The following is a 25,645-nucleotide window of genomic DNA, read 5'->3' on the forward strand; positions in this document are numbered from 1 at the left end:
CGTTAAAATTTCTTCTTTTTTAACTCAAAATCTTTACCTAAATATACTCTACGTACAGTTTCGTCATCAGCTAATTCTTCTGGGGTTCCTTCTTTTAAAAAACCTCCATTGTACATCAAATAAGTTCTGTCAGTAATCGCTAAGGTTGCTTGCACATCATGATCGGTAATTAAAATACCGATATTTTTTGTTTTTAGTTTGGCTACAATTCCCTGAATATCTTCAACAGCAATAGGGTCAACTCCTGCAAAAGGTTCATCTAATAGAATAAATTTAGGGTCTGAAGCTAAACAACGAGCAATTTCAGTTCTACGACGCTCACCTCCAGAAAGTAAATCTCCACGGTTTTTACGAACATGACCTAAACTAAATTCATCAATTAATTCTTCTAAACGCTGCTTTCTTTCAGATTTAGATCTGTTAGTAAACTCTAAAACCGACATGATATTATCTTCAACAGAAAGTTTTCTAAATACGGATGCTTCTTGGGCTAAATATCCAATACCTTTTTGAGCACGTTTGTACATGGCGTCATCGGTAATTTCTTCATCATCTAAAAAAATACGTCCTGCATTTGGTTTTATCATCCCAACAATCATGTAAAAAGAGGTTGTTTTACCAGCTCCGTTAGGGCCTAATAAACCAATGATTTCTCCTTGTTCTACTTCTAAAGAGATTCCTTTTACAACCTTTCTGCTACCGTAAACTTTTTGAATATTATCTGCTCTTAATTTCATTGATATTGCTTTTTTTTAATAAATAGCGATACTAAATTACAGAAAAACTATAAACTTATAGCTTAATGATTTGTTAACTATTTTCTTCTTCAAGAGCTTCCCAATACTCAACAGCACGACGTAAATGAGGAATCATAATTGTACCTCCAACAAGTGTGGCAATGCTCATAGTTTCCATCATTTCTTCTTTAGTTACTCCGTTTTTATGAGAACTTTCTAAATGGTATGCAATACAATCATCACAACGTAAAACTGCAGAGGCAACTAAACCTAACAATTCTTTTGTTTTGGTAGGCAAATGACCTTCTTTAAAGGCATTGGTATCTAAATTAAAAATACGTTTGATAATTTTATTATCACCTGCTAAAATTTTATCATTCATTTTAGCTCGGTAGTCGTTAAACTCTTGGACTTTTTGAGACATTTTTTTTATTTTGTTTTTTTAAGACATATTGTGATACATAAATACTTATTTCATAAAGTATCATTATGGGTACTGAAACAATTACTTGACTAGCAACGTCTGGTGGTGTTATTATTGCTGATAATACTAAAACAATAACTAAGGCGTGTTTACGATACTTTCGTAAAAACTCAGGAGTTATTAAACCTATTTTGGTTAAGAAAAATATAATTACAGGCAGTTCAAAAAAAACAGCAACACCTATTAATGTGTTGGTAATTAAACTAATATAAGCTTCTAACTTAAAGTTGTTTTCAATAGCATCAGAAATTTCAAAATTATAAAAGAAATAAACCGACATTGGTAAAATAATGTAATAGCTAAATAATATTCCTAAAAAGAAAAGAGAAGAAGAGGTAAAAATAAAACCTTTTGATTTTTTTCTTTCAGAATCGTGTAAACCAGGAGCTAAAAAACGCCAAAATTCCCATAATATATAAGGAAAAGCAACTACGAAACCAAGAATTAATGACGACCATATTCCTGTCATTAATTGTTGTGTAGGGTTTAAAGCTTGTAATGTTTGTTTAAAATTGATGTTACAAAAACTACTATCAATACCAATAGCTGTAAATACTTTACAAAAAAACTGATAAGTAGCAAAATCTGGTTTTAAATGCGCTAGTAGAATTTCATTAAAAACAAAGTTAATATTAGCAAAAATAAGGATAGCAACAATAAAAATTGCAGCAAAACTTCTTACTAAATGCCATCTTAGTTCTTCAAGATGGTCTAAAAAGGACATTTCTTTTTCAGCCATTTTAAAATATACCTTCTTTAATTAAATCATGCAAATGCACAACACCAACGTAATTATTATCATTATCGGTAACTAAAATTTGAGTAATGCTACTATTTTCAAGCGTGTCTAAAGCTTCAACAGCCATCGCTTCAACATGTATAGTTTTAGGGTTTTTACTCATAATGTCATTTGCTGTTAACTTATCAATCTTAGTTGTTTTACTAAGCATTCTACGTATATCACCATCGGTAATAATTCCAACAATTTTAGAGTCTTCAACAACAGCAGTTACCCCAAGTCTTTTTTCAGAAATTTCAACAATAACTTGTGTTACTTTGTCTGTGCTATTAACTTTTGGTAATTGGTTGTTTTTAATTAAATCAGCCACTCGTAAGTATAATCGTTTACCTAAAGCACCACCAGGGTGATATTTAGCAAAATCACTACTTGTAAATCCTCGAAGGTCTAATAAACAAACCGCCAAAGCATCACCTAAAACTAATTGTGCTGTTGTACTTGTGGTTGGGGCTAAATTATTAGGACAGGCTTCTTTTTCAACAAAAGAGTTTAATAAAAAATCGGCATTTTTTCCTAAAAAAGAATCAGGATTACCGGTAATAGCAATAATTTTATTCTTTGAACTTTTAATTAAGGGAACCAGCACTTTAATTTCAGGAGTATTTCCGCTTTTAGAAATACAAATAACGGTATCATTATTTTGTACATTACCTAAATCGCCATGTATGGCATCTGCAGCATGCATAAAAACAGCAGGTGTACCAGTAGAATTAAAAGTAGCTACCATTTTGTTAGCAATGTTAGCACTTTTACCAATTCCGGTAACAATAACACGACCTTTTGAGTTGAAAATAAAATTTACAGCTTCAACAAACGAACTATTTAATAAATTTGCTAAATTAGCAATAGCATTACTTTCTAAAAGTATGGTTTCTTTTGCTGTTGAGAGAATTGCATTTGCGTCTTTCAAGTTAAAAAAGTTTTAAGTAATTTTTAAAGTGTAAAAATAGGAATATTTAAGAAGAAAAACTTTTTAATAAAAATAAAATTTACCTGAGTTAGTGTAAAGTTTTTTTGTAAATTAGTTTGCATTTTTAATTTTTGATATTAGAAGATGAATATAGAGCAGTCTGAGTTATATGGATCATTGAAAAAAATATTTGGTTTTAACCAATTTAAGGGTCTACAAGAAGAAGTTGTAAAAAGCATTTTAAACAACGAAAATACGTTTGTAATAATGCCAACAGGGGGTGGTAAATCGCTTTGTTACCAATTACCTGCATTAATGAAAGAGGGTACTGCAATTGTTGTATCACCATTAATAGCATTAATGAAAAATCAGGTAGATGCCATTAGAGGAATATCTGAAGAGCATGGTATTGCGCATGTTTTAAACTCATCATTAAACAAGTCAGAAGTTGCTCAGGTAAAGTCTGATATTGAAGAAGGAATAACAAAACTGTTATATGTAGCGCCAGAATCATTAATAAAAGAGGAGTATGCTGAGTTTTTAAGAAAGCAAACTATTTCTTTTGTTGCTATTGATGAAGCACACTGTATTTCTGAATGGGGACATGATTTTAGACCCGAATACCGTAATTTAAGAAATATAATCAAACAAATTGATAACGTACCTATTATTGGTTTAACGGCTACTGCTACTGAAAAAGTGCAAGAAGACATCTTGAAAACTTTAGGAATGAGTGATGCCAATGTATTTAAAGCATCCTTTAATAGAGCAAATTTGTTTTATGAAGTTCGTCCGAAAACAAAAGAAATAGAAAAAGATATCATTCGTTTTATAAAACAACGAATAGGTAAAACAGGAATTATTTACTGTTTAAGTAGAAAAAAAGTAGAAGAAATAGCACAGGTTTTACAGGTAAATGGTATAAATGCACTTCCGTATCATGCAGGATTGGATGCTAAAAAACGTGCAAAACATCAAGATATGTTTTTGATGGAAGATTGCGATGTTATTGTAGCAACCATTGCTTTTGGTATGGGAATTGACAAGCCAGATGTACGTTATGTAATTCATCATGATATTCCTAAAAGTTTAGAAAGTTATTATCAAGAAACTGGTAGGGCTGGTCGTGATGGAGGAGAAGGGTATTGCTTAACTTTTTACTCATATAAAGATATTGAGAAGCTTGAAAAATTTATGGCAAACAAACCTGTTGCAGAGCAAGAGGTTGGTCACGCACTTTTACAAGAAGTAGTTGGATATGCCGAAACATCAATGAATAGACGTAAATATTTGTTGCATTATTTTGGAGAAGAATTTGATGAAATAAATGGAGATGGTGCAGATATGGATGATAATATGAAAAATCCTAAAAAGCAGCATCAAGCAAAAGAAGAGGTTAAAACATTATTATCTGTAATTAGAGATACTAATGAAATGTATAAACCTAAAGAAGTTGTAAATACTATTATAGGTAAAGAAAATGCACTTTTAAAATCTCACAAAACAACAAGTCAGCCTTTTTTCGGTGTAGGTAAAGATAAAGATAATCATTACTGGATGGCGTTGATCCGTCAAATATTAGTAGTTGATTTTATCAAAAAAGAAATTGAGCAATATGGAGTTTTAAAGCTAACCAATAAAGGAAAGGAATTTATAGAAAATCCTACTTCTTTTATGATGACTGAAAATCATGTTTATGCAACAGATGATGACGGAACAATAATAACGACAGAAAAATCAAAAGGAGGTGGAGTAGATACTAAATTAGTAGCAATGCTAAAAGATTTACGTAAAAGTGTAGGTAAGCGTTTAGGTGTACCGCCTTTTGCAGTGTTTCAAGACCCGTCGTTAGATGATATGGCACTAAAATATCCAGTGAATTTAGAAGAATTATCAAAAGTTCACGGTGTAGGAGAAGGAAAATCTAAAAAATTTGGTAAAGATTTTGTAAAGCTGATAACCAATTATGTAGCTGAAAATGATATTGTACGACCAGATGATTTAATTGTTAAAAGTACAGGTGTAAATTCTGGATTAAAATTATATATAATTCAAAATACAGATAGAAAACTGCCTTTAGAAGACATCGCAAAATCAAAAGGATTAGAAATGTCTGAACTGATTAAAGAGATGGAAGCAATTGTGTTTTCGGGTACGAAATTAAATATTGATTATGCTGTTGAAGATTTGTTAGATGAAGATCAGCAAGAAGAAATACATGATTATTTTATGGAGTCTGAAACAGACAAAATTCAAGAGGCTTTAGATGAGTTTGATGGTGATTATGATGATGATGAATTACGATTGATGCGTATTAAATTTACCAGTGAAATCGCCAATTAAATGGACGAAAAAATTACAAATTACATACCAAAAAATGATTAATGGACGCAAGAGTAACCCTCTTGCGTTCTGTTTTATTAGGATTAAAATTAGAAGAGGCTATTAAATGGAAAGCACCTGTTTATGTAAATAAAGAGAAAATATAGTAGGTTTATCTGCTTTTAAAAATTATTGTGGCTTGTGGTTTTTTCAAGGTTCTTTTTTTAGTTGATGATAAAAATTGTAGCAAAATGCTCAAGAAGGAAAAACAAAAGCAATGCGATAATGGCGATTTTATAATTTGAAAGATATTAATATGTTTTAGAAGCTATTAAAAATTCAGAAGAAGGAAAAGCGTTAAAACCTAAAAAAAATATCGAGCCAATAGAACTTCCAGAAGAATTACAAATTAAATTTGACAGTAACAAAAAATTAAGAGAAAGTTTTAATCAGTTTACTTTAAATAAAAATAGCATACACAAATTATATATTTGAAGCAAAAAGAACAACAGCCAAACAAAAAAGATTAGAAAAAAATTATTCCGATGAATTTTAAATGGAGTTGGACTTTATGATAAGTATAAAAACTGTTAATTAATTGTAATTGTATTAATTGTAGCAGTTGAATCGCATCGAGTTATATATAAAACAATATGATTTAAACTATCTTTACCTGTAATAAAATACTCTGGACAAGGTTTTATACGCGGTTTACTTTTACTAAAATTAACATCTCCATTGTTTAAAATAGTAGATATAGTAGCAGAATCAATAGCTGTAGTTGCCATTACTTGTTTTGCTTTATCAGTAAATAAACGTTTTTTAATGCGAATTGTTTTTAACGTTCTGGCATCCATTCCATAATCAAAAGAAACATCTTTACCTTTCCATATAAAAAGTACAATTATAGCTCCGAAGCCTAATCCAATTGCATAATATCCAAAACGTTTTAATAATTGCATAATAATTTTTTAAGATTGCAAAAGTAAGTAAAAAACCTATTATAATATTAATAAATTAATATCATTATAAGGTAAATCAAACCAATCAGCAACCGTTTTATTGGTTAAAATACCATGGTAAAAATACATTCCGTTGCGTAAACTTTTATCAAAACGTGCTGCGTTTTCAAATCCACCTTCTTCAGCAATATTTAATAAGTATGGGGTAAAAATATTACTGATAGATACTGAAGCAGTTCGTGCGTATTTAGACGGTATGTTTGGTACACAGTAATGGATTACGCCATGCTGTGTAAAAGTAGGTTTACTGTGTGTAGTTATTTTTGAAGTTTCAAAACATCCACCACGATCAATACTAACATCAACAATAACGGCGCCGTCTTTCATTTGTTCAATCATAGTTTCAGTAACAATTACAGGTGAACGATCTTTACCTCTAATGGCTCCAATAACAACATCACAACGCATTAACGCTTTTGCTAATGTTTTAGGTTGTATTGTTGATGTGTAAATTGGTGATTGTACACAGTGTTGTAGTTTTCGTAATTTGGTAATAGAATTATCAAAAACTTTTACACGAGCACCTAAACCTATTGCCGATCGTGTAGCAAATTCACCTACGGTACCTGCGCCTAAAACAACAATGTCAGTTGGCGGAACACCACCAATATTACCTAATAATAAACCATTACCTCCGTTTGAGGTTGTCATTAATTCGGCAGCAATATGCATAGATGCAATACCTGCAATTTCACTTAATGATTTTACGATAGGATATACGCCATGTTCATCTTTTATATAGTCAAAAGCAATGGCCGTAATTCTTTTTTTAGCTAAGGCTTCAAAGTATTTTTTACTTTGTGTTTTTAATTGTAATGCCGATATTAAAACCGTTTGTGGGTTTAACATTTTAATTTCATCTAACGATGGTGGTTCAACCTTTAAAACAACATTACATCCAAAAGCTTCTTTAGTGTCATAGGTTATTTTTGCCCCTGCATCAGCGTATTCTTTATCACTGTATTTTGCACCATTACCAGCGCCGGTTTCTATAACTACTCGATGCCCGTGTGTTATTAATGCAGAAACAGCATCGGGAGACAAACTGATGCGTTTTTCTTCAAAATGTGTTTCTTTGGGTAAACCTATAAATAATTCACCTTTCTGCCTTTTTATTTCAAGCATTTCGGGTTGTGGCATTAATTGCTCTTTGGTAAAAGGTGAAGTTATGCTCATTAATTGTTATTTGATTGTTAGTTGAATATTACGCTGTTCGTTATCTAAAAGACTAATTTTTACAACAACAGCATCTAAAGGTAATAAATTTTTAACGTTTTCGGGCCACTCAATAAAACACCAATTATTGCTGTATAAATAATCTTCAACCCCCATATCGTAAGCTTCTTCTTCGTTTTCTATGCGATAAAAATCAAAATGATATACAGTGTCATTATTGCTTGTTTGATACTCGTTGACTAAAGAAAAAGTAGGTGAGTGGGCTACATCTTTAACACCTAAAACGTTACAAAGTTCTTTTATTAAAGTTGTTTTTCCTACGCCCATATCTCCATAAAAAAGTAATATTTTTTGCGGAGCATTTTTTAAAACATCTTTAGCTATTTGGGTTAATTCGTTTAAAGAATAATTTTTGTTCATAACTACAAAAATAGGTTTCTTAATTAAAATATCAAATAACTATTTTGGTTCATATATAGCACAAGGAATAATTACTTCTTCTAAGGATATTCCACCATGTTGATAGGTGTTTTTATAATATTTAACAAAGTGATTATAGTTGTTTGGATAAGCAAAAAACAAATCTTCTTTAGCAAAAATAAAAGGGCTATTGATACCGATGCTAGGTAAAAAAATATCTTTTGGATTTTTAACAGCATACACGTCTTTATCATCAAAACTTAAACTCCTTCCTGTTTTGTATCGTAAATTAGCGCTTATATTTTTGTCACCAATTACTTTTGTTGGGTTTTTAGCGTTTATTGTACCATGGTCGGTGGTTATGATTAATTTTTGACCTAATTTTTGAGCTTTTTGAATAATTTCATATAAAGGAGAGTTTTTAAACCAGCTAACCGATAAAGATCTATAAGCTTTATCATCGCCAGCAAGTTCTTTTATAACTTCCATTTCGGTTTTAGCATGCGATAACATGTCTACAAAATTGTAAACAACGACGGTTAAATCATTTTGCTTTGTACCATTGTAATTATCTGCCAATTCTTTTCCGCTTTTAAGCGATACAATTTTATAATACTCGTGTTTAATATTTAATTTTAATCTTTGTATTTGTGCTTCTAAAAAATCGGCTTCAAACAAATTTTTACCACCTTCATCGGTATCATTTTTCCAAAAACTAGGGTGTTTTTTTTCCATTTCAGATGGCATCAATCCTGAAAATATGGCGTTACGAGCATATTGAGTAGCCGTAGGTAGTATACTATAATAGGAGTGTTCTTCTTCTTTTTTGTAATAATTATTTATAAAAGGCTCTAATACACGATATTGATCATATCGAAGGTTGTCGATAACCACCAATAAAACACCTTGATTTTTAGAAAGCGTTGGTACTACATAGTTTTTAAATAATGTATGAGAAAAGGTAGGTTTATCATCAGAGGTAAGCCATTTTTGATAGTTTTTTTTGATGAATTTAAAAAAGTGAGCATTTGCTTCCGATTTTTGAGATTCTAAAATCTCTAACATTCCAGTATCATTTATGTTTTCAAGCTCAAGTTCCCAATGGACTAATTTTTTATAAAGATTAACCCACTCTTTGTAAGAGTTTACCATAGCTAAATCCATCGATATCTTTCGGAATTCTTGTTGATAATTAGCCGTTGTTTTTGCTGAAATTAAGCGTGAATGATCTAAGTTTTTCTTTAAGCTTAATAATATTTGATTTGGGTTTACTGGCTTTATTAAATAATCGGCAATTTTAGATCCAATAGCCTCTTCCATAATATACTCTTCTTCACTTTTAGTAATCATTACCACAGGAAGATTCGCATTTTTTTGTTTAATAGCTGCCAAGGTTTCTAACCCAGTAATTCCGGGCATATTTTCATCTAAAAAAACAATATCAAAATTTTGCTCATCAACAAAATCTATTGCATCAGCTCCGTTTGTAGATGTAGTTACTAAGTAATTTTTCTTTTCTAAAAATAAAATATGTGGTTTTAATAAATCTATTTCATCATCAACCCAAAGTATATGTATGTTTTTCATGTAATTTTAGTGTGTTTACAATAAAAATAACGCTCAAAAATTAATTTGTTGTGTTTTTAAAAGCTAAAAATACGTTAATAAAGCTTTTGTTAATTTGGTTTTGTTGATAAATTATGATTCTTTTGTTTAAAATTGAAGTATTTATACATTTTGAACAATCAAAAAACGAATAAATTAAAAATTATAAACGACCCTATATACGGGTTTATATCTATTCCAAATTCTTTAATATTTGATATTATTGAACATCCCTATTTTCAGCGGTTACGAAGAGTCTCACAAATGGGATTGTCAAATATGGTATATCCTGGTGCAAATCACACACGTTTTCATCATGCAATTGGCTGTATGCACTTAATGCAAAAGGCAGTATATGTTTTAAGAAATAAAAATGTTATTATTTCTGATGATGAAGCAAATGCTGTATACTTAGCTATTTTATTACATGATATAGGACATGGTGCTTTTTCGCATGCATTAGAACACAGTATTGTAAATGGCGTTTCGCATGAAGAAATTTCGTTAAAATTTATGCGTGCTTTAAATGAAGAGTTTAATGGTCAGTTAAGTTTAGCTATTCAAATTTTTGAAGGGAAATATCATAGAGAATTTTTATATCAGCTAATATCAAGTCAATTAGATATTGACCGATTAGATTATTTAAAAAGAGATAGTTTTTATACAGGAGTTGCTGAAGGTAATATTTCGTCGGATCGTTTAATTGCGATGATGAATGTAATAAATGACGAATTGGTTATTGAGCAAAAAGGAATTTATTCTGTCGAAAAATTTATTATAGCACGTCGTTTAATGTATTGGCAAGTATATTTACATAAAACAGGTTTAGTAGCCGAAAATACTTTGGTTAATGTTTTAAAAAGAGCCAAGGAATTAGCAACAAAAGGTATTGATTTACAAGCAGGAAGAGCTTTGAGGTTTTTTTTGTACAATCCTATTTCAAAAGATAATTTTACAAACGATACATTAAAAATATTTTCTGAATTAGATGATTATGATGTTATGTCAGCAATAAAAGAGTGGATACATCATAAAGATTTTATTTTATCTTCTTTATCCAAAATGATTATTCATAGAAATTTATTAAAAATTGAAATGCAAGATGAACCTTTTAAAGAAAGTTATAAAAAAACAATTTATAAAGCAGTTTTAGAAAATAATGTAATTAAAAAAGAAGATTTAAATTACTTTGTACTATCAAATAAAATAAAACATCAAGCATACAATACTAATAAACCAATAAAAATATATACAAAAAAAGGTAAGCTAAGAGATATAGCAAAAGCATCAGATCAATTAAACTTAAAAGCTTTATCAAAACCAGTGGTAAAATATTACTTATGTTATCCTAAAAAATAAAATTACTTTAATTGTTAAACAATTCTAATAAGAGGTAATTAAACAAAAATAATTACTTTTGCATTTAATGAAATTTACAACAAAACAAATAGCAGAAATTCTTGAAGGAGAAATTATAGGGAATCCTGAAGCAGAAGTGTCTAAGCTTTCTAAAATAGAAGAAGGTGAAAAAGGCTCTTTGACTTTTTTATCTAATCCTAAGTATAATCCATATATTTATTCTACAAAAGCTACTGTAGTTATTGTAAATAGTGATTTTGAGCTAGAAAAAGAAACCGAAACAACGCTAATAAAAGTTAAAGATGCTTATGAAGCATTTTCTAAATTATTAGCTTTTTATAATGAAGTTAAAAATAACAAACAAGGAAGAGAAAATCCTCATTTTATAGCTAAAACAGCTTTAATTGGAAGCAATGAATATATTGGTGCATTTAGTTATATCGGAGAGAATGTTGTACTAGGTAAAAATGTAAAAATTTATCCGAATTCATATATTGGTGATAACACGAAAATAGGAGATAATACTACAATTTATGCAGGGGTAAAAATATATTCTGAAACTGAAATAGGAACAAATTGTAAAATTCATTCAGGAAGCATTATTGGTTCAGATGGATTTGGTTTTGCACCTACTGAAAGTGGTATATATAAAACGATACCTCAAATAGGAAATGTTATTATAGAAGATAATGTTGACATTGGAGCAAATTCGACAATAGACAGAGCTACATTAGGATCAACAATTATAAAAGAAGGTGTAAAACTAGACAATCAAATACAGGTTGCTCACAATGTAGAAATAGGAAAAAACACAGTAATAGCATCACAAACAGGTATTGCAGGTTCGGCAAAAGTAGGAGAAAGCTGTATGATTGGCGGGCAAGTAGGTATAGTAGGTCATATTACTATAGGTAATAATGTTAGAATACAAGCACAATCAGGTATTGCTAAAAGCATAAAAGATAATGATGTAGTTCAAGGAACACCAGCTTTTGGTTATGGTGATTATAGTAAATCATACGTTTACTTTAAAAATTTACCAAAACTAGCATCAACAATACATAAAATTGAAAAAGAGTTAAATGCTCAAAAAATAAAAAATGAGTAAGCAACAAAAAACAATACAAAACGAAATTACATTATCAGGTGTAGGATTACATACAGGTAATGAAGTAACAATGGTATTTAAACCAGCTCCAGTAAATCACGGATTTGCATTTGTAAGAGTTGATTTAGAAGGAGCACCAATAATTCAAGCAAAAGCTGAATTTGTAACCGATACAGAAAGGGGGACTAATTTAGAAAATAAAGGCGTTCAAATACAAACATCAGAGCATGTTTTAGCAGCAGCGGTAGGATTAGAAATAGACAATTTAATTATTGAAATTAACGCTTCTGAACCACCAATAATGGACGGTTCATCAAAGTTTTTTATAAAAGCGTTAGAAGAGGCAATAATTGTAACACAAGACGCTCCTGTTGAAGAATACGTTGTAAAAGAAATTATTTCATTTAAAGATGAAGTAACAGGAAGTGAAATTATTTTAATGCCTGCTGATGAATATCAAATAACCACTATGGTTGATTTTGGAACTAAAATTTTAGGAACCCAAAATGCTACATTAAATAAAATTTCTGAATTTAAAGAACATTTTTCTGCAGCAAGAACTTTTAGCTTTTTGCATGAAATAGAAATGTTATTAGAACATAACTTAATTAAAGGAGGAGATTTAAATAATGCAATTGTATATGTAGATAAAGAATTATCAGAAAGTACAACTGAAAAATTAAAAAAAGCTTTTAATAAAGATGATATAAAAATTAAATCTAACGGAATTTTAGATAATTTAGAACTACACTGGGCCAATGAAGCTGCACGACATAAATTATTAGATGTTATTGGTGATCTAGCATTAGTGGGTACGCGTATAAAAGGTAAAGTTATTGCAAACAAACCTGGGCATGCGATAAATACATCATTTGCAAAAAAGTTAGCTAAAATAATAAAGTTAGAAAAACGAAATAATGTACCACAATATGATTTGAATCTTCCTCCATTAATGGATATTCATCAAATCATGGATGTACTGCCACACAGACCACCATTTTTATTAATTGATCGAATTATTGAGCTATCTGATAAACATGTAGTGGGAATGAAAAATGTAACAATGAATGAAAATTTCTTTGTAGGTCATTTTCCAGGAGCTCCAGTAATGCCAGGAGTATTACAAGTAGAAGCAATGGCACAATGTGGTGGGGTTTTAGTACTAAATACAGTACCTGACCCAGAAAATTATTTAACTTATTTTATGAAAATGGATAAAGTTAAATTTAAGCAAAAAGTACTACCAGGTGATACTTTAACCTTTAAATGTGAGTTAATTACCCCAATAAGAAGAGGTATTTGTCATATGCAAGCATACACATATGCAAACGGTAAAATAGTTGCTGAAGCCGAATTAATGGCACAAATATCAAAAGTAAAATAAATATGAATCAACCACTAGCATACGTACACCCTCAAGCAAAAATAGCTAGAAATGTGGTGATAGAACCTTTCACAACCATACACTCTAATGTAGAAATAGGTTCAGGAACGTGGATTGGGTCTAATGTAACAATTATGGAAGGTGCTCGTATAGGTAAAAATTGTAGAATTTTTCCAGGAGCAGTGATTTCAGCAATTCCACAAGACCTAAAATTTAATGATGAGGAAACTACTGTTGTTATTGGTGATAATGTTACAATAAGAGAATGCGTTACCATTAATAGAGGAACTTCGGATAGAATGAAAACAGTTATTGGTAACAACTGCTTAATAATGGCATATTGCCACATAGCACACGATTGTTTTGTTGGTGATAATTGTATATTTTCTAATAATACCACTTTAGCAGGACATGTAACTGTAGGCGATAATGTAGTGTTAGCAGGTATGGTAGCAGTACATCAATTTGCATCAGTAGGTAATCATGCTTTTGTAACAGGTGGGTCTTTAGTGCGTAAAGATGTTCCTCCGTATGTAAAAGCAGCACGTGAACCTTTATCATATGTAGGGATTAACTCAGTAGGATTACGTAGAAGAGGTTATACGACAGAAAAAATTAGAGAAATTCAAGATATATTTAGAATTTTATTTCAACAGAATTACAATAATTCACAAGCAATAGATATTATTGAAGCAGAAATGGAGGCAACTTCAGAACGTGATGAAATTATTCAGTTTATAAAAGACTCACATCGTGGTATTATGAAAGGATATTTTAAATCAAATTAAACATAAAAATTAAATAGTTGATTGTTTATCAACAAAATATAAAAATTATAAAATGGCTACAACATCAGATATTAAAAACGGACTATGCATGAGATATAACAACGATATTTATAAAGTTGTTGAATTTTTGCATGTTAAACCAGGAAAAGGACCTGCTTTTGTAAGAACAAAATTAAAAAGTGTAACCAACGGTAAAGTTGTTGATAATACTTTTCCTTCAGGAAGAAAAATTGATGATGTTAGAGTTGAAACACACAAGTTTCAATATTTATATAGAGAAGGCGAAACATTTCACTTTATGAATCAAGTTGATTACTCTCAAATTACTTTAGAAAAAAGTGCTTTAGATGCACCTGATTTAATGAAAGAAGGAGAAGTAGTTACCATTATTATTAACTCTGAAGATGAAATGCCCTTATCTGTTGATATGCCAGCGAGTGTAATTTTAGAAGTTACACATACCGAACCAGGTGTAAAAGGTAATACAGCAACTAATGCAACAAAACCGGCAACTGTTGAAACTGGTGCTCGTGTAAATGTACCTTTATTTATTAATGAGGGAGATAAAATTAAGATAGAAACTACAAAAGGAACCTATCAAGAACGTATTAAAGAATAAAACGATTCCCGCTTTAGCGGGAATTTCTTTTTAAAAATGAAATTTAAAGAAATACAAACTTTAGAGCAAATAGCAAATTTATTAAAAGTAACATTTGTTGGAGATAAAAATTTTCCAATTAAAGGGATCAATGAAATTCATGTTGTAGAATCAGGAGATATTGTTTTTGTCGATCACCCAAAATATTATGAAAAAGCATTAAATTCTGCAGCAACAACAATATTAATAAACAAAGAAGTTGATTGCCCAGATGGGAAATCATTATTAATATCAGATGACCCTTTTCGTGATTTCAATAAAATAACAACACATTTTAACCCCTTTATAGCATCAAAAGAAAGTATATCTGAAAACGCCATTATTGGAGAAGGAACCATTATTCAGCCGAATGTTTTTATAGGTAACGATGTTCAAATCGGAAAAAACTGTGTAATTCACCCTAACGTTACTATTTATAGTAATACAATTATAGGTAATAATGTTACCATTCATGCGAATACAGTATTAGGAGGAGATGCATTTTATTATAAAAATAGGCCTACAGGATTTGATAAATTAATATCAGGAGGTAGGGTAGTTTTAGAAGATAATGTAGATTTAGGAGCTTCTTGTACTATTGATAAAGGAGTTACCGGAGATACAACGATAGGAGCAGAAACAAAAATAGACAACCAAGTACATGTTGGGCATGATACAATTATCGGTAAAAAATGCTTGATTGCATCACAAACAGGTATTGCAGGGTGTGTTATAATTGAAGATGAAGTAACTATTTGGGGGCAAGTAGGTACCAATAGCGGAATTACCATTGGTAAAGGTGCTGTAATACTTGGTCAAACTGGAGTTACAAAATCGGTTGAAGGAGGTAAATCGTACTTCGGAACACCAGTTTCAGAATCAAGAAATAAGCTAAAAGAATTGGCTGAAATAAAACGATTAATAAAACAACAAAAAAAGAAATAAAAGTTTCACAAATCAATTACAAAAAACTATTTTTGTGAAGCTTAAATTTAAATAAAAATATACCAATGAGTGTTTTAGTAAATAAAGATTCAAAAATTATAGTTCAAGGATTTACAGGTAGTGAAGGTACTTTTCACGCTGGTCAAATGATCGATTACGGTACAAACGTCGTAGGAGGTGTAACACCAGGTAAAGGAGGTCAAGAGCATTTAGGTAAGCCAGTTTTTAATACAGTTGATGAGGCTGTACAAAAAGTAGGAGCAGATACTTCTATTATATTTGTACCACCAGCTTTTGCTGCTGATGCTATTATGGAATCTGCTGAGGCAGGAATTAAAGTAATTATTTGTATTACTGAAGGAATTCCTACAGCTGATATGGTTAAAGTAAAATCATACATTGATCAATTAGATTGTACTCTAGTTGGACCTAACTGTCCAGGAGTTATTACACCAGACGAAGCTAAAGTTGGTATTATGCCAGGGTTTATCTTCAAAAAAGGAAAAGTAGGTATTGTTTCTAAATCAGGTACTTTAACTTATGAAGCTGCTGATCAAGTTGTAAAACAAGGTTTCGGTATAACAACTGCAATCGGTATTGGAGGAGATCCAATTATTGGAACTACAACAAAAGAAGCTGTTGAGTTATTAATGAATGATGATGAAACTGAAGCAATCGTTATGATTGGTGAAATTGGAGGTAATTTAGAAGCAGAAGCTGCTCGTTGGATAAAAGCTGATGGTAACCGTAAACCAGTAGTTGGTTTTATAGCAGGTCAAACTGCACCAGCTGGTAGAACAATGGGACATGCCGGAGCTATTGTAGGTGGTGATGATGATACCGCTCAAGCAAAAATGAAAATTTTAGCAGAAAATGGAGTTCACGTTGTTGAATCTCCTGCAAAAATTGGTGAAATGGTTGCAAAAGTTTTAGCATAGTTTTATAAAAACTGTTAAAATATCATAATATATTATTTTTTAATCCGTTGAATTTGTAAATTCAACGGATTTTTACATTTAATAAAAAAACAAATTTACATGAAAACAATCAAAATGCTATTTATTAGCATGGTACTTATATCAATAGTAGGGTGTAAGCAAACAAACTCTTTAGAGAAAGAAATAAAAACCGAAAAGCAATCTGATGCTAATGGTTATAATTATGAAACGGTTACAAACGACCCAACAGGTTTACGTTTGTATACATTAGACAATGGTTTAAAAGTATACTTAAGTAAAAATACTGATGAACCTAAAATTCAAACCTATATAGCTGTTCGCGCAGGTTCAAATTATGATCCAAAAGAATCAACAGGTTTGGCACACTATTTAGAGCATATGGTGTTTAAAGGAACTCACAAAATTGGTACTGCTGATTGGGAAAAAGAAAAAGCTTATTTAGATAAGATTTCTGATTTGTATGAACAACATAGAGCTGAAACAGATACTATTAAAAAATTAGCATTGTATAAAGAAATTGATAAAGTTTCTTTAGAAGCATCTAATTATTCAATTGCAAATGAATATGACAAAATGATCAGTTCATTAGGTGCAACAGGTACAAACGCACATACTTGGTTTGAAGAAACGGTATATAAAAACAAAATACCAACAAACGAATTAGATAAGTGGCTGAATGTTGAAGCAGAGCGTTTTAGTACGTTAGTATTACGTTTATTTCACACGGAATTAGAAGCTGTTTTTGAAGAGTTTAATAGAGGACAGGATAATGACGGAAGAAAACGTTATGCAGCAATGTTAAAAGATTTATTTCCTAATCACCCTTATGGACAACAATCAACAATTGGTATAGCAGCACATTTAAAAAACCCTTCGATGATAGATATTCATAACTATTTTGATAAATATTATGTACCAAATAATATGGCAATCGTTTTAGTTGGTGATTTAGATTTTGATGCAACTATTAAAAAAGTAAATGATACTTTTGGTAAGTTTGAAAAGAAAGAATTAACACACCCAACATTACCAAAAGAAGAACCAATAACTAGCCCAGTTATTAATGAGGTTTTTGGACCAACTTCTGAATCAATCTCTATTGCTTACCGTTCAGGTGGTGTAAATACTAAAGATGAAAAGTTTGTAACACTTTGTGATATGATTATGGCTAATGGTAATGCAGGTTTAATCGATTTAAATTTAAATCAAAAACAAGCAGTACAATATGCAGGATGTTCACCAACATTTTTAAATGATTATGGCTACCACTCTTTTACAGGAGCACCAAAATCTGGTCAAACTTTAGATGAAGTTAAAGATTTATTATTAGCGCAAGTTGAAAAGTTAAAAAAAGGTGAGTTTGACGAATGGATGATTGATGCGGTTGTAAATGACTTAAAATTAAGCCAAACGCGTCAGTATGAAAATAATACGGCTTTAGCATCTGCTTACTTTAATGCATTTATTCACCATGAAAATTGGGCAGATAAAGTAAAGTTCTTAGATGATTTAAAGAAAATTACTAAACAAGAATTAGTAGATTTTGCAAATAAATTTTACCAAAATAATTACGTTGTAACATATAAACGTAAAGGAGCTGATAAAAATATAGTAAAAGTATCTAACCCTGGTATTACTCCAGTAAATTTAAATAGAGGAAAAACTTCAGCATATGTTACTGAATTTAATAAAATTAAATCAGCACCTTTACAGCCTCAGTTTGTAGATTATAAAACTGCTATTAAAGAAACTAAAACAGCTAATGGGATTAAAGTTTCTTATGTAGAAAATGAAAAAAATGATTTATTTGATATGAATATCATTTTTGATATGGGAAGTGATAATGATAAAAAATTATCGTTAGCAGCTGGGTATTTAGAATACCTTGGTACTGAAAAATATACTGCTGAAGAGTTAAAGAAAGAGTTTTATAAATTAGGAATTTCTTATTATGTAAGTACAGGAAACGACAAAACATATGTAGGATTAAATGGGTTAAAAGAAAATTTACCCAAAGGATTAGAGTTATTAGAGCATTTATGGGATAATGCAAAAGCAGATTCTGAAGCTTATGATAAATATGTAGCTAAAATTCAGAAAGGACGTGAAAATGGAAAAACTCAAAAAGGAAATATCTTATTTGGTGGTTTAATGAACTATGGTAAATATGGAGAAAACTCTAGGTTAAGAGATATCATGCAAATTGATGAGTTAAAAGCCATAAATCCTGAAGAATTAGTAGCTATAGTTAAAGACATGAAAAACTATAAACAGCGAGTTTTTTATTATGGTAAAGATGTAAATACAGCTGTGGCATCATTAAATAAAAGTCATAAATTATATGGTGAATTAAAAGAATATCCACCTGCAAAAGAATACAAAGAAACAGAAACTGGTGGAAATGTATTTTTTACAAATTATGATATGGTGCAAACTGAAATGATGTTTTTAGCTAAAGGAGAGCCTTTTAAAGCAGAAAACTTAGCAGCATCAACCTTATTTAATACGTATTTTGGTAGTGGATTATCATCAATCGTTTTTCAAGAAATTAGAGAATCTAAATCATTAGCATACTCTGCATTTGCCTCATATAGTAATGCTTCTAAAAAAGGAGACTCAAATTATGTTATGGCTTATGTAGGTACGCAGGCTAATAAATTAGAGCAAGCTGTTGATGCTATGATGGATTTAATGAACAACATGCCAGAAGCAGAAAAGCAATTTAATGCAGCAAAAGAATCTACATTAAAAAAATTAGCAGCGCAACGTATTACTAAATCTAATATTTTTTGGACTTATGAAGGTTTAAAGAAAAGAGGTATTGATAATGATCATAGAGAAGCGATGTACAATACTATCAAAAACATGAAAATGGAAGATTTAAAAGCATTTTTTGATAAAAATGTAAAAGGGGAATCTTACAATGTTATGGTTATTGGTAATAAAAAGGATTTAAATGTTGAATCTTTAAAAAAGTTAGGTAAAATTAAAGAGCTAGATATAGATTATTTGTTTAATTATGTAAATGAAAAAAAGATTAAATCTTAATAAAATAAATTAGAACTATTTAAAATCCTGCTAAAGACTATTCTTTAGCAGGATTTTTATTTTTATATTTGACCTATCAAAACAACTAGGTAATGAAATTATTAGAAAATAAAACAGCTATTATAACCGGAGCTTCTAGAGGAATCGGAAGAGGAATAGCTTTAGAGTTTGCAAAACAAGGAGCAAATATTGCTTTTACATACAGTTCATCTGTAGAAGCTGCAACTGCTTTAGAAAATGAATTAATAGCTTTAGGAGTAAAAGCAAAAGGATATCAATCTAACGCAGCAGATTTTGATGCAGCACAAGAATTAGCTAAAGAAGTACATGCAGAATTTGGTAGTATTGATGTATTAATTAACAATGCAGGTATTACCAAAGATAATTTATTGATGCGTATTTCTGAAGATGATTTTGATAAAGTTATTGAAGTTAATTTAAAATCGGTTTTCAATTTAACAAAAGCTGTTATTCGCCCAATGATGAAACAACGTAAAGGGTCAATTATAAACATGAGTTCTGTTGTTGGATTAAAAGGAAATGCAGGTCAGGCTAATTATGCAGCTTCAAAAGCAGGAATTTTAGGTTTTTCAAAATCAGTAGCTTTAGAATTAGGTTCTCGTAATATTAGAAGTAACGTAGTTGCTCCTGGATTTATTGAAACAGAAATGACCGCAAAATTAGATGAAAAAGTAGTGGAAGGATGGCGTAATGAAATTCCTTTAAAAAGAGGAGGTACTCCAGAAGATATTGCAAACGCTTGTGTATTTTTAGCTTCTGATATGAGTGCTTATATTACAGGTCAAACTTTGTCTGTTGATGGAGGAATGTTAACTTAAGATATACATATTAAAACAAAAAAGCAGCAATTTTAAATTGCTGCTTTTTTATAAAAATAATTTTGAATAGATGTTTTGTTATTCAATAGCCGGTAAAATTTTACCAGTACATTCTCCAAATCCGATACGAACTTCATCGTTTTGAGAATAACCACGCATAATAACTGTATCGTGGTCGTTGATAAACTTACGTTCAGAACCATCATTCATTTTTATAGGATTTTGTCCTCTCCAAGTTAATTCTAACATCGAACCAAAACTGTCTTTTGTAGGTCCAGAAATAGTACCAGATCCCATCATATCTCCAGCATTTACAGGACATCCATTTACGGTATGATGTGCTAATTGCTGCGCCATCGTCCAATACATATACTTAAAGTTCGAGTTACAAACTACAGTTTCTTCTTTACCTTCTGGTTGAATTGCCATTTGTAAGTTAATATCTAAACTATCTTTACCTTCTTTTTTCAAATATGGCAAAGGTTCATGTACTTGTTTTGGATTATCAACTCTAAAAGGCTCTAAAGCATCTAAAGTTACAATCCAAGGAGAAATTGTTGAAGCGAAATTTTTTCCTAAAAAAGGTCCTAAAGGCACATATTCCCAAGCTTGTATATCACGAGCAGACCAATCATTAAATAAAACCAATCCAAAAATATATTCATCAGCATCTTCAATCGGAATTCTATCTCCTAGATCATTTGCAACAGTTGTAATAAAAGCCATTTCTAGTTCAAAATCTAATAATTTTGAAGGACCAAAGTTAGGAGTTGTACTTCCTTCACTAGGGCGTTGTTGCCCAACAGGACGACGAATTGGTGTCCCTGAAGGAATAATAGAAGAGCTTCTACCATGATATCCAATAGGTATGTGTAACCAGTTTGGTAACAATGCATTTTCTGGATCACGGAATAATGAACCTACATTGGTTGCATGCTCTTTACTTGCATAAAAATCGGTATAATCACCAACAGAAACAGGAAGTTGCATTTCAACTTCATCCATTCTAAAAATTATTTTGTCTTTATGTTCAGCATTGTCACGTAATTTACCATTGGTAACATCAAAAACATCGGCAATTCTATTACGTACTAAACGCCAAGTTTTACGTCCATCAGCAATAAAATCATTTAAGGTATCTTGTAAAAAAATATCATCTGTTAACGGAATGCCATCAAAGTACCCTAATTGGTGTAAAGCTCCTAAATCAATAGCAAAATCACCAATTCTTGTACCAATTGTTATAATATCATCTTTCGTAATAAATACTCCAAAAGGAATATTTTGTATCGGAAAATCAGAGTTTTTATCAACAGTTAACCAAGATTTTCTATTAGGATTATTTGCAGTTATTTTCATTAAAGTTGTAGTGTTTAATTTTAAACTCAAACCTACATATTTTTTTCAATTAAAACCAATATGAAACTGAAAAAAAATAATTTTTATAAAAAAAGTAAGCAAGTTAATTTATGTTTAAAATTAGATAACAATTGCTTAAAAATTAATTAATAAAATTAGTATTTTTGGTTACTTATTTAACAACACAAAAAATGCAAAAAGATCATCAAATATTTGATTTAATTCAAGAAGAGAAAGAACGTCAGCTAAATGGTTTAGAGTTGATTGCTTCTGAAAACTTTGTAAGTGAGCAAGTAATGCAAGCGCAAGGTTCTATTTTAACTAATAAATATGCGGAAGGATATCCTGGTAAACGTTATTACGGTGGATGTGAAGTAGTAGATGTTGTAGAACAAATAGCGATTGATAGAGCAAAAGAGTTATTTGGCGCAGAATATGTAAATGTACAGCCACACTCAGGCTCGCAAGCAAATACAGCTGTTTTTGCAGCGTGTTTAAATCCTGGAGATACTATTTTAGGTTTTGATTTATCTCACGGAGGGCATTTAACACACGGGTCGCCAGTAAATTTTTCAGGTAAATTATACAATCCTGTTTTTTATGGAGTAGATAAAGCTACTGGACTTATTGATTACAATCATTTAGAGCAGCAAGCTAAAGAACATAAACCAAAGTTAATTATTGCAGGAGCTTCGGCTTATTCTCGCGATATGAATTTTGAAAAATTTAGAGAGATTGCTGATAGTGTAGGTGCTATTTTAATGGCTGATATTTCGCATCCGGCAGGTTTAATAGCAAAAGGTATTTTATCTGATCCATTACCGCATTGTCATATTGTTACCACAACAACACACAAAACATTACGTGGACCTCGTGGAGGAATGATTATGATTGGTAAAGATTTTGAAAATCCGTTTGGATTAAAATTAAAATCAGGAAAACTAAAGAAAATGTCTACATTGATTAATTCTGCTGTTTTTCCAGGAAATCAAGGTGGTCCATTAGAGCATGTTATTGCAGCAAAAGCAATTGCTTTTGGTGAAGCTTTAACGGATGAATTTTTAGAATATCAAATTCAAGTAAAAGAAAATGCACAAGCAATGGCGAAAGCTTTTGTAGCAAAAGGATATGATATTATTTCTGGTGGAACAGACAATCACTGTATGTTAATTGATTTAAGAAATAAAGATATTACAGGTAAAGATGCTGAAATTGCTTTAGGAAAAGCTGATATTACGGTAAATAAAAATATGGTTCCTTTTGATACTCAAAGTCCGTTTGTAACTTCAGGTATTCGTATTGGTACATCAGCTATAACTACGCGTGGTTTACTTGAAGAAGATATGCAAATAGTTGTTGATTTTATTGATGAAGCAATTAAAAACCATGATAATGACGAAGCTTTGTTAGAAATTGCTAATAAAGTAGAAGAAATGATGAGCGCTAGAAGGTTATTTGTAATGTAATACAATATACTTTAACATAAAAAAAGCAGCCAATTGGCTGCTTTTTTTATTCATTATCGTTTGCACGTTCTATAATTTTTTGTGGTAATGCCTTTTTAGCTTTGGCTCCCATTTTTTTAAGTTTCTCTACACTTGTTATTAGGTTTCCTCTACCATCAACTAACTTATTCATAGCGCTATTGTAATCAGCTTTAGAAGCATCAATTTTTTTACCAATACCAATTAAATCTTGCAATAAACCTTCAAATTTATCATACAAAGCCCCCGCTTGCCTTGCTATTTCTAAAGCATTTCGTTGTTGTTTTTCATTATTCCACATTGTATCAATAGTACGCAAAGTAGCTAGTAGCGTGGTTGGTGTTACAATTACAATATTTTTTTCAAAAGCTTTATTATATAAGGTATTGTCTTGATTTAAAGCTACTGCAAAGGCAGGTTCAATTGGTACAAAAAGTAATACAAAATCTGGCGAAGCTATTTTATAAAGATCTTCATATTTTTTTTCTGATAATTGCTCTACATGACGCTTTAATGAATTTACATGCTCTTTTAAAAAGCGTTCTTTTTCTTGAGTATCATCTGTATTTACAAATTGTTCATAGGCAGTTAAAGAAACTTTTGAGTCAACAATCATTTTTTTATTATCAGGTAAATGAATAACAACATCGGGTAAAACACGCTTACCATCATCATTTGTAAAAGATTGTTGCACAAAATACTCTCTATCTTTTTCTAATCCTGATTTTTCTAAAACACGTTCCAACACTAATTCACCCCAATTACCTTGTGTTTTACTATCACCTTTTAAAGCTTTGGTTAAGTTAATAGTTTCTTTACTCATTTGTAAGTTCATTTCTTTTAAGCCTATAATTTGTTGGCGTAAAGCTGAATGATAATCAATACTTTCTTTATGAGTTTTATCAACTTTATCTTCAAAAGTTTTAATTTTTTCTTGAAGCGGATTTAAAATATTTTTAATATTCTCTTTATTCTGTTCAGTAAATTTATTCGATTTTTCATCCAAAATTTTATTCGCTAAGTTTTCAAATTCTTTGGTGAATTTATCTTGTAGTTTTTCAACCTCTTCTTTATTTTCACTTAATTTAAGTTGTAAATTTTTAAGTTCTTCATTTTTTCGAGCTAACTCAACCGATAAAAATTCTTTTTCTCTACGAACCTCTTCCGTTTCTTTAGCTTGATTTTCTATCCGAAATAATAAATCTTCTTTTTGTTGTGCAACTGTTTTTTCTCTTTCGCTTTTTTGAATCTCAAAATTTTTAATACTAGCATTAAGCGTATTGTTTTCTTTTTCTAAAATATCTGTTACATTTTTTAGGTTTAACTTACCTAATAAATAGCCTATAAAACCGCCTAAAATTAATCCAGAAACGATAGTGATAATTAATAACAATGTTGTGCTCATTTAAATGAAAATAAAATTAATTGAATAAGCAAATATACAGCAACCGATTATAAAAACACATGTAATTGTTATTGAAAACCACAGGTGTTATTTGTTTTTAATATAGAAAACGGTATCGTTAAATTGATTAATTAGAAAAGAACTAAACTCTACAATAAAAAAATAAAGAGTATTTTTGCAACTTATTTATACTAGATGTTATCTAAATTTATATTTACTACAGTTTTAGGATGGAAGTTTGATGGAGAGTTTCCGAAAGAACTTAAAAAATACGTGTTAATAGGAGCGCCTCATACTAGTTGGAAAGACTTTTATGTAGGTTTGTTTTCTAAAAACATAACTAAAACACGTCTTAATTTTGTAGGAAAAAAATCATTATTTAAACCTCCTTTTGGCTTTTTTTTTAAAGCGTTAGGTGGCGCCCCTATTGATAGAACTAAGAGCACTAATGTTGTAGATGCAATTGTAAATATTTTTAACTCGAAAGATGAATTTAAATTAGCTATATCACCAGAAGGAACCAGACAATATGTTGATAAATGGAAAACAGGATTTTACTATATTGCTAAAGGTGCTAATGTACCAATAGTAATGCTTGGTTTTGATTTTGAAAATAAACGTGTACGATTATCGAAACCATTTTATGTAACGAATGATATAAAAGCTGACTTTGCACATTTTTATGAGTTTTATAAAAATATAAAAGGAGCAAATCCAACATTATTTAATAACAAAAACCTACTTTAAAAGTAGGTTTTTTAAATTTAAATCAGCATATTTTTCTTTTAAAATAAGAAGAAACTTAAATTGATAGTATATCCTATAAAGTGTAAGTATCTTTGCAAAAAATAAATT

Annotated in this window: 22 protein-coding genes; 12 read left to right on the plus strand and 10 right to left on the minus strand. The window is 30.3% G+C overall.

Going from position 1 to position 25,645, the window contains the following annotated elements:
* Positions 1 to 2 precede the first annotated feature (2 nt).
* The 4 genes from lptB to BA195_RS12090 form a co-directional block, all read right to left on the minus strand.
* Complete coding sequence (lptB, locus tag BA195_RS12075) at positions 3 to 737, minus strand: LPS export ABC transporter ATP-binding protein (RefSeq protein ID WP_068705822.1); 735 nt, start codon at positions 735 to 737, stop codon at positions 3 to 5.
* 73 nt (positions 738 to 810) lie between these two features.
* The gene (locus BA195_RS12080) at positions 811 to 1,161 is read right to left on the minus strand and encodes a carboxymuconolactone decarboxylase family protein (protein WP_068705823.1); all 351 of its coding nucleotides are present in this window, start codon (positions 1,159 to 1,161) and stop codon (positions 811 to 813) included.
* Complete coding sequence (gene tatC, locus BA195_RS12085) at positions 1,136 to 1,960, minus strand: twin-arginine translocase subunit TatC (protein WP_068705825.1); 825 nt, start codon at positions 1,958 to 1,960, stop codon at positions 1,136 to 1,138. The genes BA195_RS12080 and tatC overlap by 26 nt, the downstream gene beginning before the upstream one ends.
* Position 1,961: 1 nt before the next feature.
* Positions 1,962 to 2,930, minus strand: a complete 969-nt coding sequence (locus tag BA195_RS12090; protein ID WP_068705827.1) for a KpsF/GutQ family sugar-phosphate isomerase — start codon at positions 2,928 to 2,930, stop codon at positions 1,962 to 1,964.
* Between the two features lie 144 nt (positions 2,931 to 3,074).
* On the opposite strand from BA195_RS12090, the gene BA195_RS12095 reads away from it, so the two are divergent.
* The gene (locus BA195_RS12095) at positions 3,075 to 5,273 is read left to right on the plus strand and encodes a RecQ family ATP-dependent DNA helicase (RefSeq protein ID WP_068705829.1); all 2,199 of its coding nucleotides are present in this window, start codon (positions 3,075 to 3,077) and stop codon (positions 5,271 to 5,273) included.
* Between the two features lie 569 nt (positions 5,274 to 5,842).
* Here BA195_RS12095 and BA195_RS12100 read toward each other — a convergent pair.
* From BA195_RS12100 to porX, 4 genes are read right to left on the minus strand one after another with little or no spacing between them, the layout of a single operon-like run.
* Positions 5,843 to 6,214: a DUF4258 domain-containing protein gene (locus tag BA195_RS12100; protein WP_068705831.1), complete on the minus strand. Its 372-nt coding sequence runs from the start codon at positions 6,212 to 6,214 to the stop codon at positions 5,843 to 5,845.
* A 39-nt stretch (positions 6,215 to 6,253) separates the two neighbouring features.
* On the minus strand, positions 6,254 to 7,450 hold the full coding sequence (locus BA195_RS12105) for an alanine dehydrogenase (RefSeq protein ID WP_068705833.1): 1,197 nt from the start codon (positions 7,448 to 7,450) through the stop codon (positions 6,254 to 6,256).
* 6 nt (positions 7,451 to 7,456) lie between these two features.
* Positions 7,457 to 7,870, minus strand: coding sequence for a tRNA (adenosine(37)-N6)-threonylcarbamoyltransferase complex ATPase subunit type 1 TsaE (gene tsaE / locus BA195_RS12110; RefSeq protein WP_068705835.1), 414 nt, complete (start codon positions 7,868 to 7,870; stop codon positions 7,457 to 7,459).
* 39 nt (positions 7,871 to 7,909) lie between these two features.
* Complete coding sequence (porX, locus tag BA195_RS12115) at positions 7,910 to 9,457, minus strand: T9SS response regulator signal transducer PorX (protein WP_068705837.1); 1,548 nt, start codon at positions 9,455 to 9,457, stop codon at positions 7,910 to 7,912.
* A 150-nt stretch (positions 9,458 to 9,607) separates the two neighbouring features.
* Here porX and BA195_RS12120 point away from each other — a divergent pair, with 150 nt between their 5' ends.
* The 9 genes from BA195_RS12120 (at position 9,608) to fabG (ending at position 20,542) form a co-directional block, all read left to right on the plus strand.
* Complete coding sequence (locus BA195_RS12120) at positions 9,608 to 10,834, plus strand: HD domain-containing protein (RefSeq protein ID WP_141677710.1); 1,227 nt, start codon at positions 9,608 to 9,610, stop codon at positions 10,832 to 10,834.
* 67 nt (positions 10,835 to 10,901) lie between these two features.
* Positions 10,902 to 11,942 carry a UDP-3-O-(3-hydroxymyristoyl)glucosamine N-acyltransferase gene (gene lpxD / locus BA195_RS12125; RefSeq protein ID WP_068705841.1) on the plus strand — a complete coding sequence of 347 codons (1,041 nt, stop codon included), beginning with the start codon at positions 10,902 to 10,904 and terminating at the stop codon, positions 11,940 to 11,942.
* A complete protein-coding gene (locus tag BA195_RS12130; RefSeq protein WP_068705843.1) occupies positions 11,935 to 13,326 on the plus strand; it encodes a bifunctional UDP-3-O-[3-hydroxymyristoyl] N-acetylglucosamine deacetylase/3-hydroxyacyl-ACP dehydratase in 1,392 nt (463 codons plus the stop codon). Before lpxD ends, BA195_RS12130 begins: the two co-directional genes overlap by 8 nt.
* Positions 13,327 to 13,328: 2 nt before the next feature.
* Positions 13,329 to 14,114 carry an acyl-ACP--UDP-N-acetylglucosamine O-acyltransferase gene (lpxA, locus tag BA195_RS12135; RefSeq protein ID WP_068705845.1) on the plus strand — a complete coding sequence of 262 codons (786 nt, stop codon included), beginning with the start codon at positions 13,329 to 13,331 and terminating at the stop codon, positions 14,112 to 14,114.
* 52 nt (positions 14,115 to 14,166) lie between these two features.
* A complete protein-coding gene (gene efp, locus BA195_RS12140) occupies positions 14,167 to 14,733 on the plus strand; it encodes an elongation factor P (protein WP_068705847.1) in 567 nt (188 codons plus the stop codon).
* Positions 14,734 to 14,769: 36 nt separating this feature from the next.
* Complete coding sequence (locus tag BA195_RS12145) at positions 14,770 to 15,696, plus strand: UDP-3-O-(3-hydroxymyristoyl)glucosamine N-acyltransferase (protein ID WP_068705849.1); 927 nt, start codon at positions 14,770 to 14,772, stop codon at positions 15,694 to 15,696.
* 65 nt (positions 15,697 to 15,761) lie between these two features.
* Positions 15,762 to 16,634, plus strand: coding sequence for a succinate--CoA ligase subunit alpha (gene sucD, locus BA195_RS12150; RefSeq protein WP_068705851.1), 873 nt, complete (start codon positions 15,762 to 15,764; stop codon positions 16,632 to 16,634).
* A gap of 99 nt (positions 16,635 to 16,733) precedes the next feature.
* A complete protein-coding gene (locus tag BA195_RS12155) occupies positions 16,734 to 19,703 on the plus strand; it encodes a M16 family metallopeptidase (RefSeq protein WP_068705853.1) in 2,970 nt (989 codons plus the stop codon).
* Positions 19,704 to 19,795: 92 nt separating this feature from the next.
* Positions 19,796 to 20,542 (plus strand): 3-oxoacyl-[acyl-carrier-protein] reductase, encoded by a 747-nt coding sequence (fabG, locus tag BA195_RS12160; RefSeq protein ID WP_068705855.1) that lies wholly within the window; start codon positions 19,796 to 19,798, stop codon positions 20,540 to 20,542.
* 78 nt (positions 20,543 to 20,620) lie between these two features.
* Here the strand turns inward: fabG and fahA are convergent, their stop codons facing one another.
* Positions 20,621 to 21,901 (minus strand): fumarylacetoacetase, encoded by a 1,281-nt coding sequence (gene fahA, locus BA195_RS12165; RefSeq protein WP_068705857.1) that lies wholly within the window; start codon positions 21,899 to 21,901, stop codon positions 20,621 to 20,623.
* 191 nt (positions 21,902 to 22,092) lie between these two features.
* Between fahA and BA195_RS12170 the strand changes: the two genes are divergently transcribed.
* A complete protein-coding gene (locus BA195_RS12170; protein ID WP_068705859.1) occupies positions 22,093 to 23,367 on the plus strand; it encodes a serine hydroxymethyltransferase in 1,275 nt (424 codons plus the stop codon).
* A gap of 46 nt (positions 23,368 to 23,413) precedes the next feature.
* On the opposite strand, the gene BA195_RS12175 is transcribed toward BA195_RS12170, so the two are convergent.
* Positions 23,414 to 24,790, minus strand: coding sequence for a DNA recombination protein RmuC (locus BA195_RS12175; protein ID WP_068705860.1), 1,377 nt, complete (start codon positions 24,788 to 24,790; stop codon positions 23,414 to 23,416).
* A gap of 195 nt (positions 24,791 to 24,985) precedes the next feature.
* Between BA195_RS12175 and BA195_RS12180 the strand changes: the two genes are divergently transcribed.
* Positions 24,986 to 25,537, plus strand: a complete 552-nt coding sequence (locus BA195_RS12180; RefSeq protein ID WP_068705862.1) for a 1-acyl-sn-glycerol-3-phosphate acyltransferase — start codon at positions 24,986 to 24,988, stop codon at positions 25,535 to 25,537.
* The last annotated feature ends 108 nt before the right edge of the window (positions 25,538 to 25,645 follow it).

The organism is Tenacibaculum soleae (assembly GCF_001693415.1).
GTDB classification, from domain to species: Bacteria; Bacteroidota; Bacteroidia; order Flavobacteriales; family Flavobacteriaceae; genus Polaribacter; species Polaribacter soleae.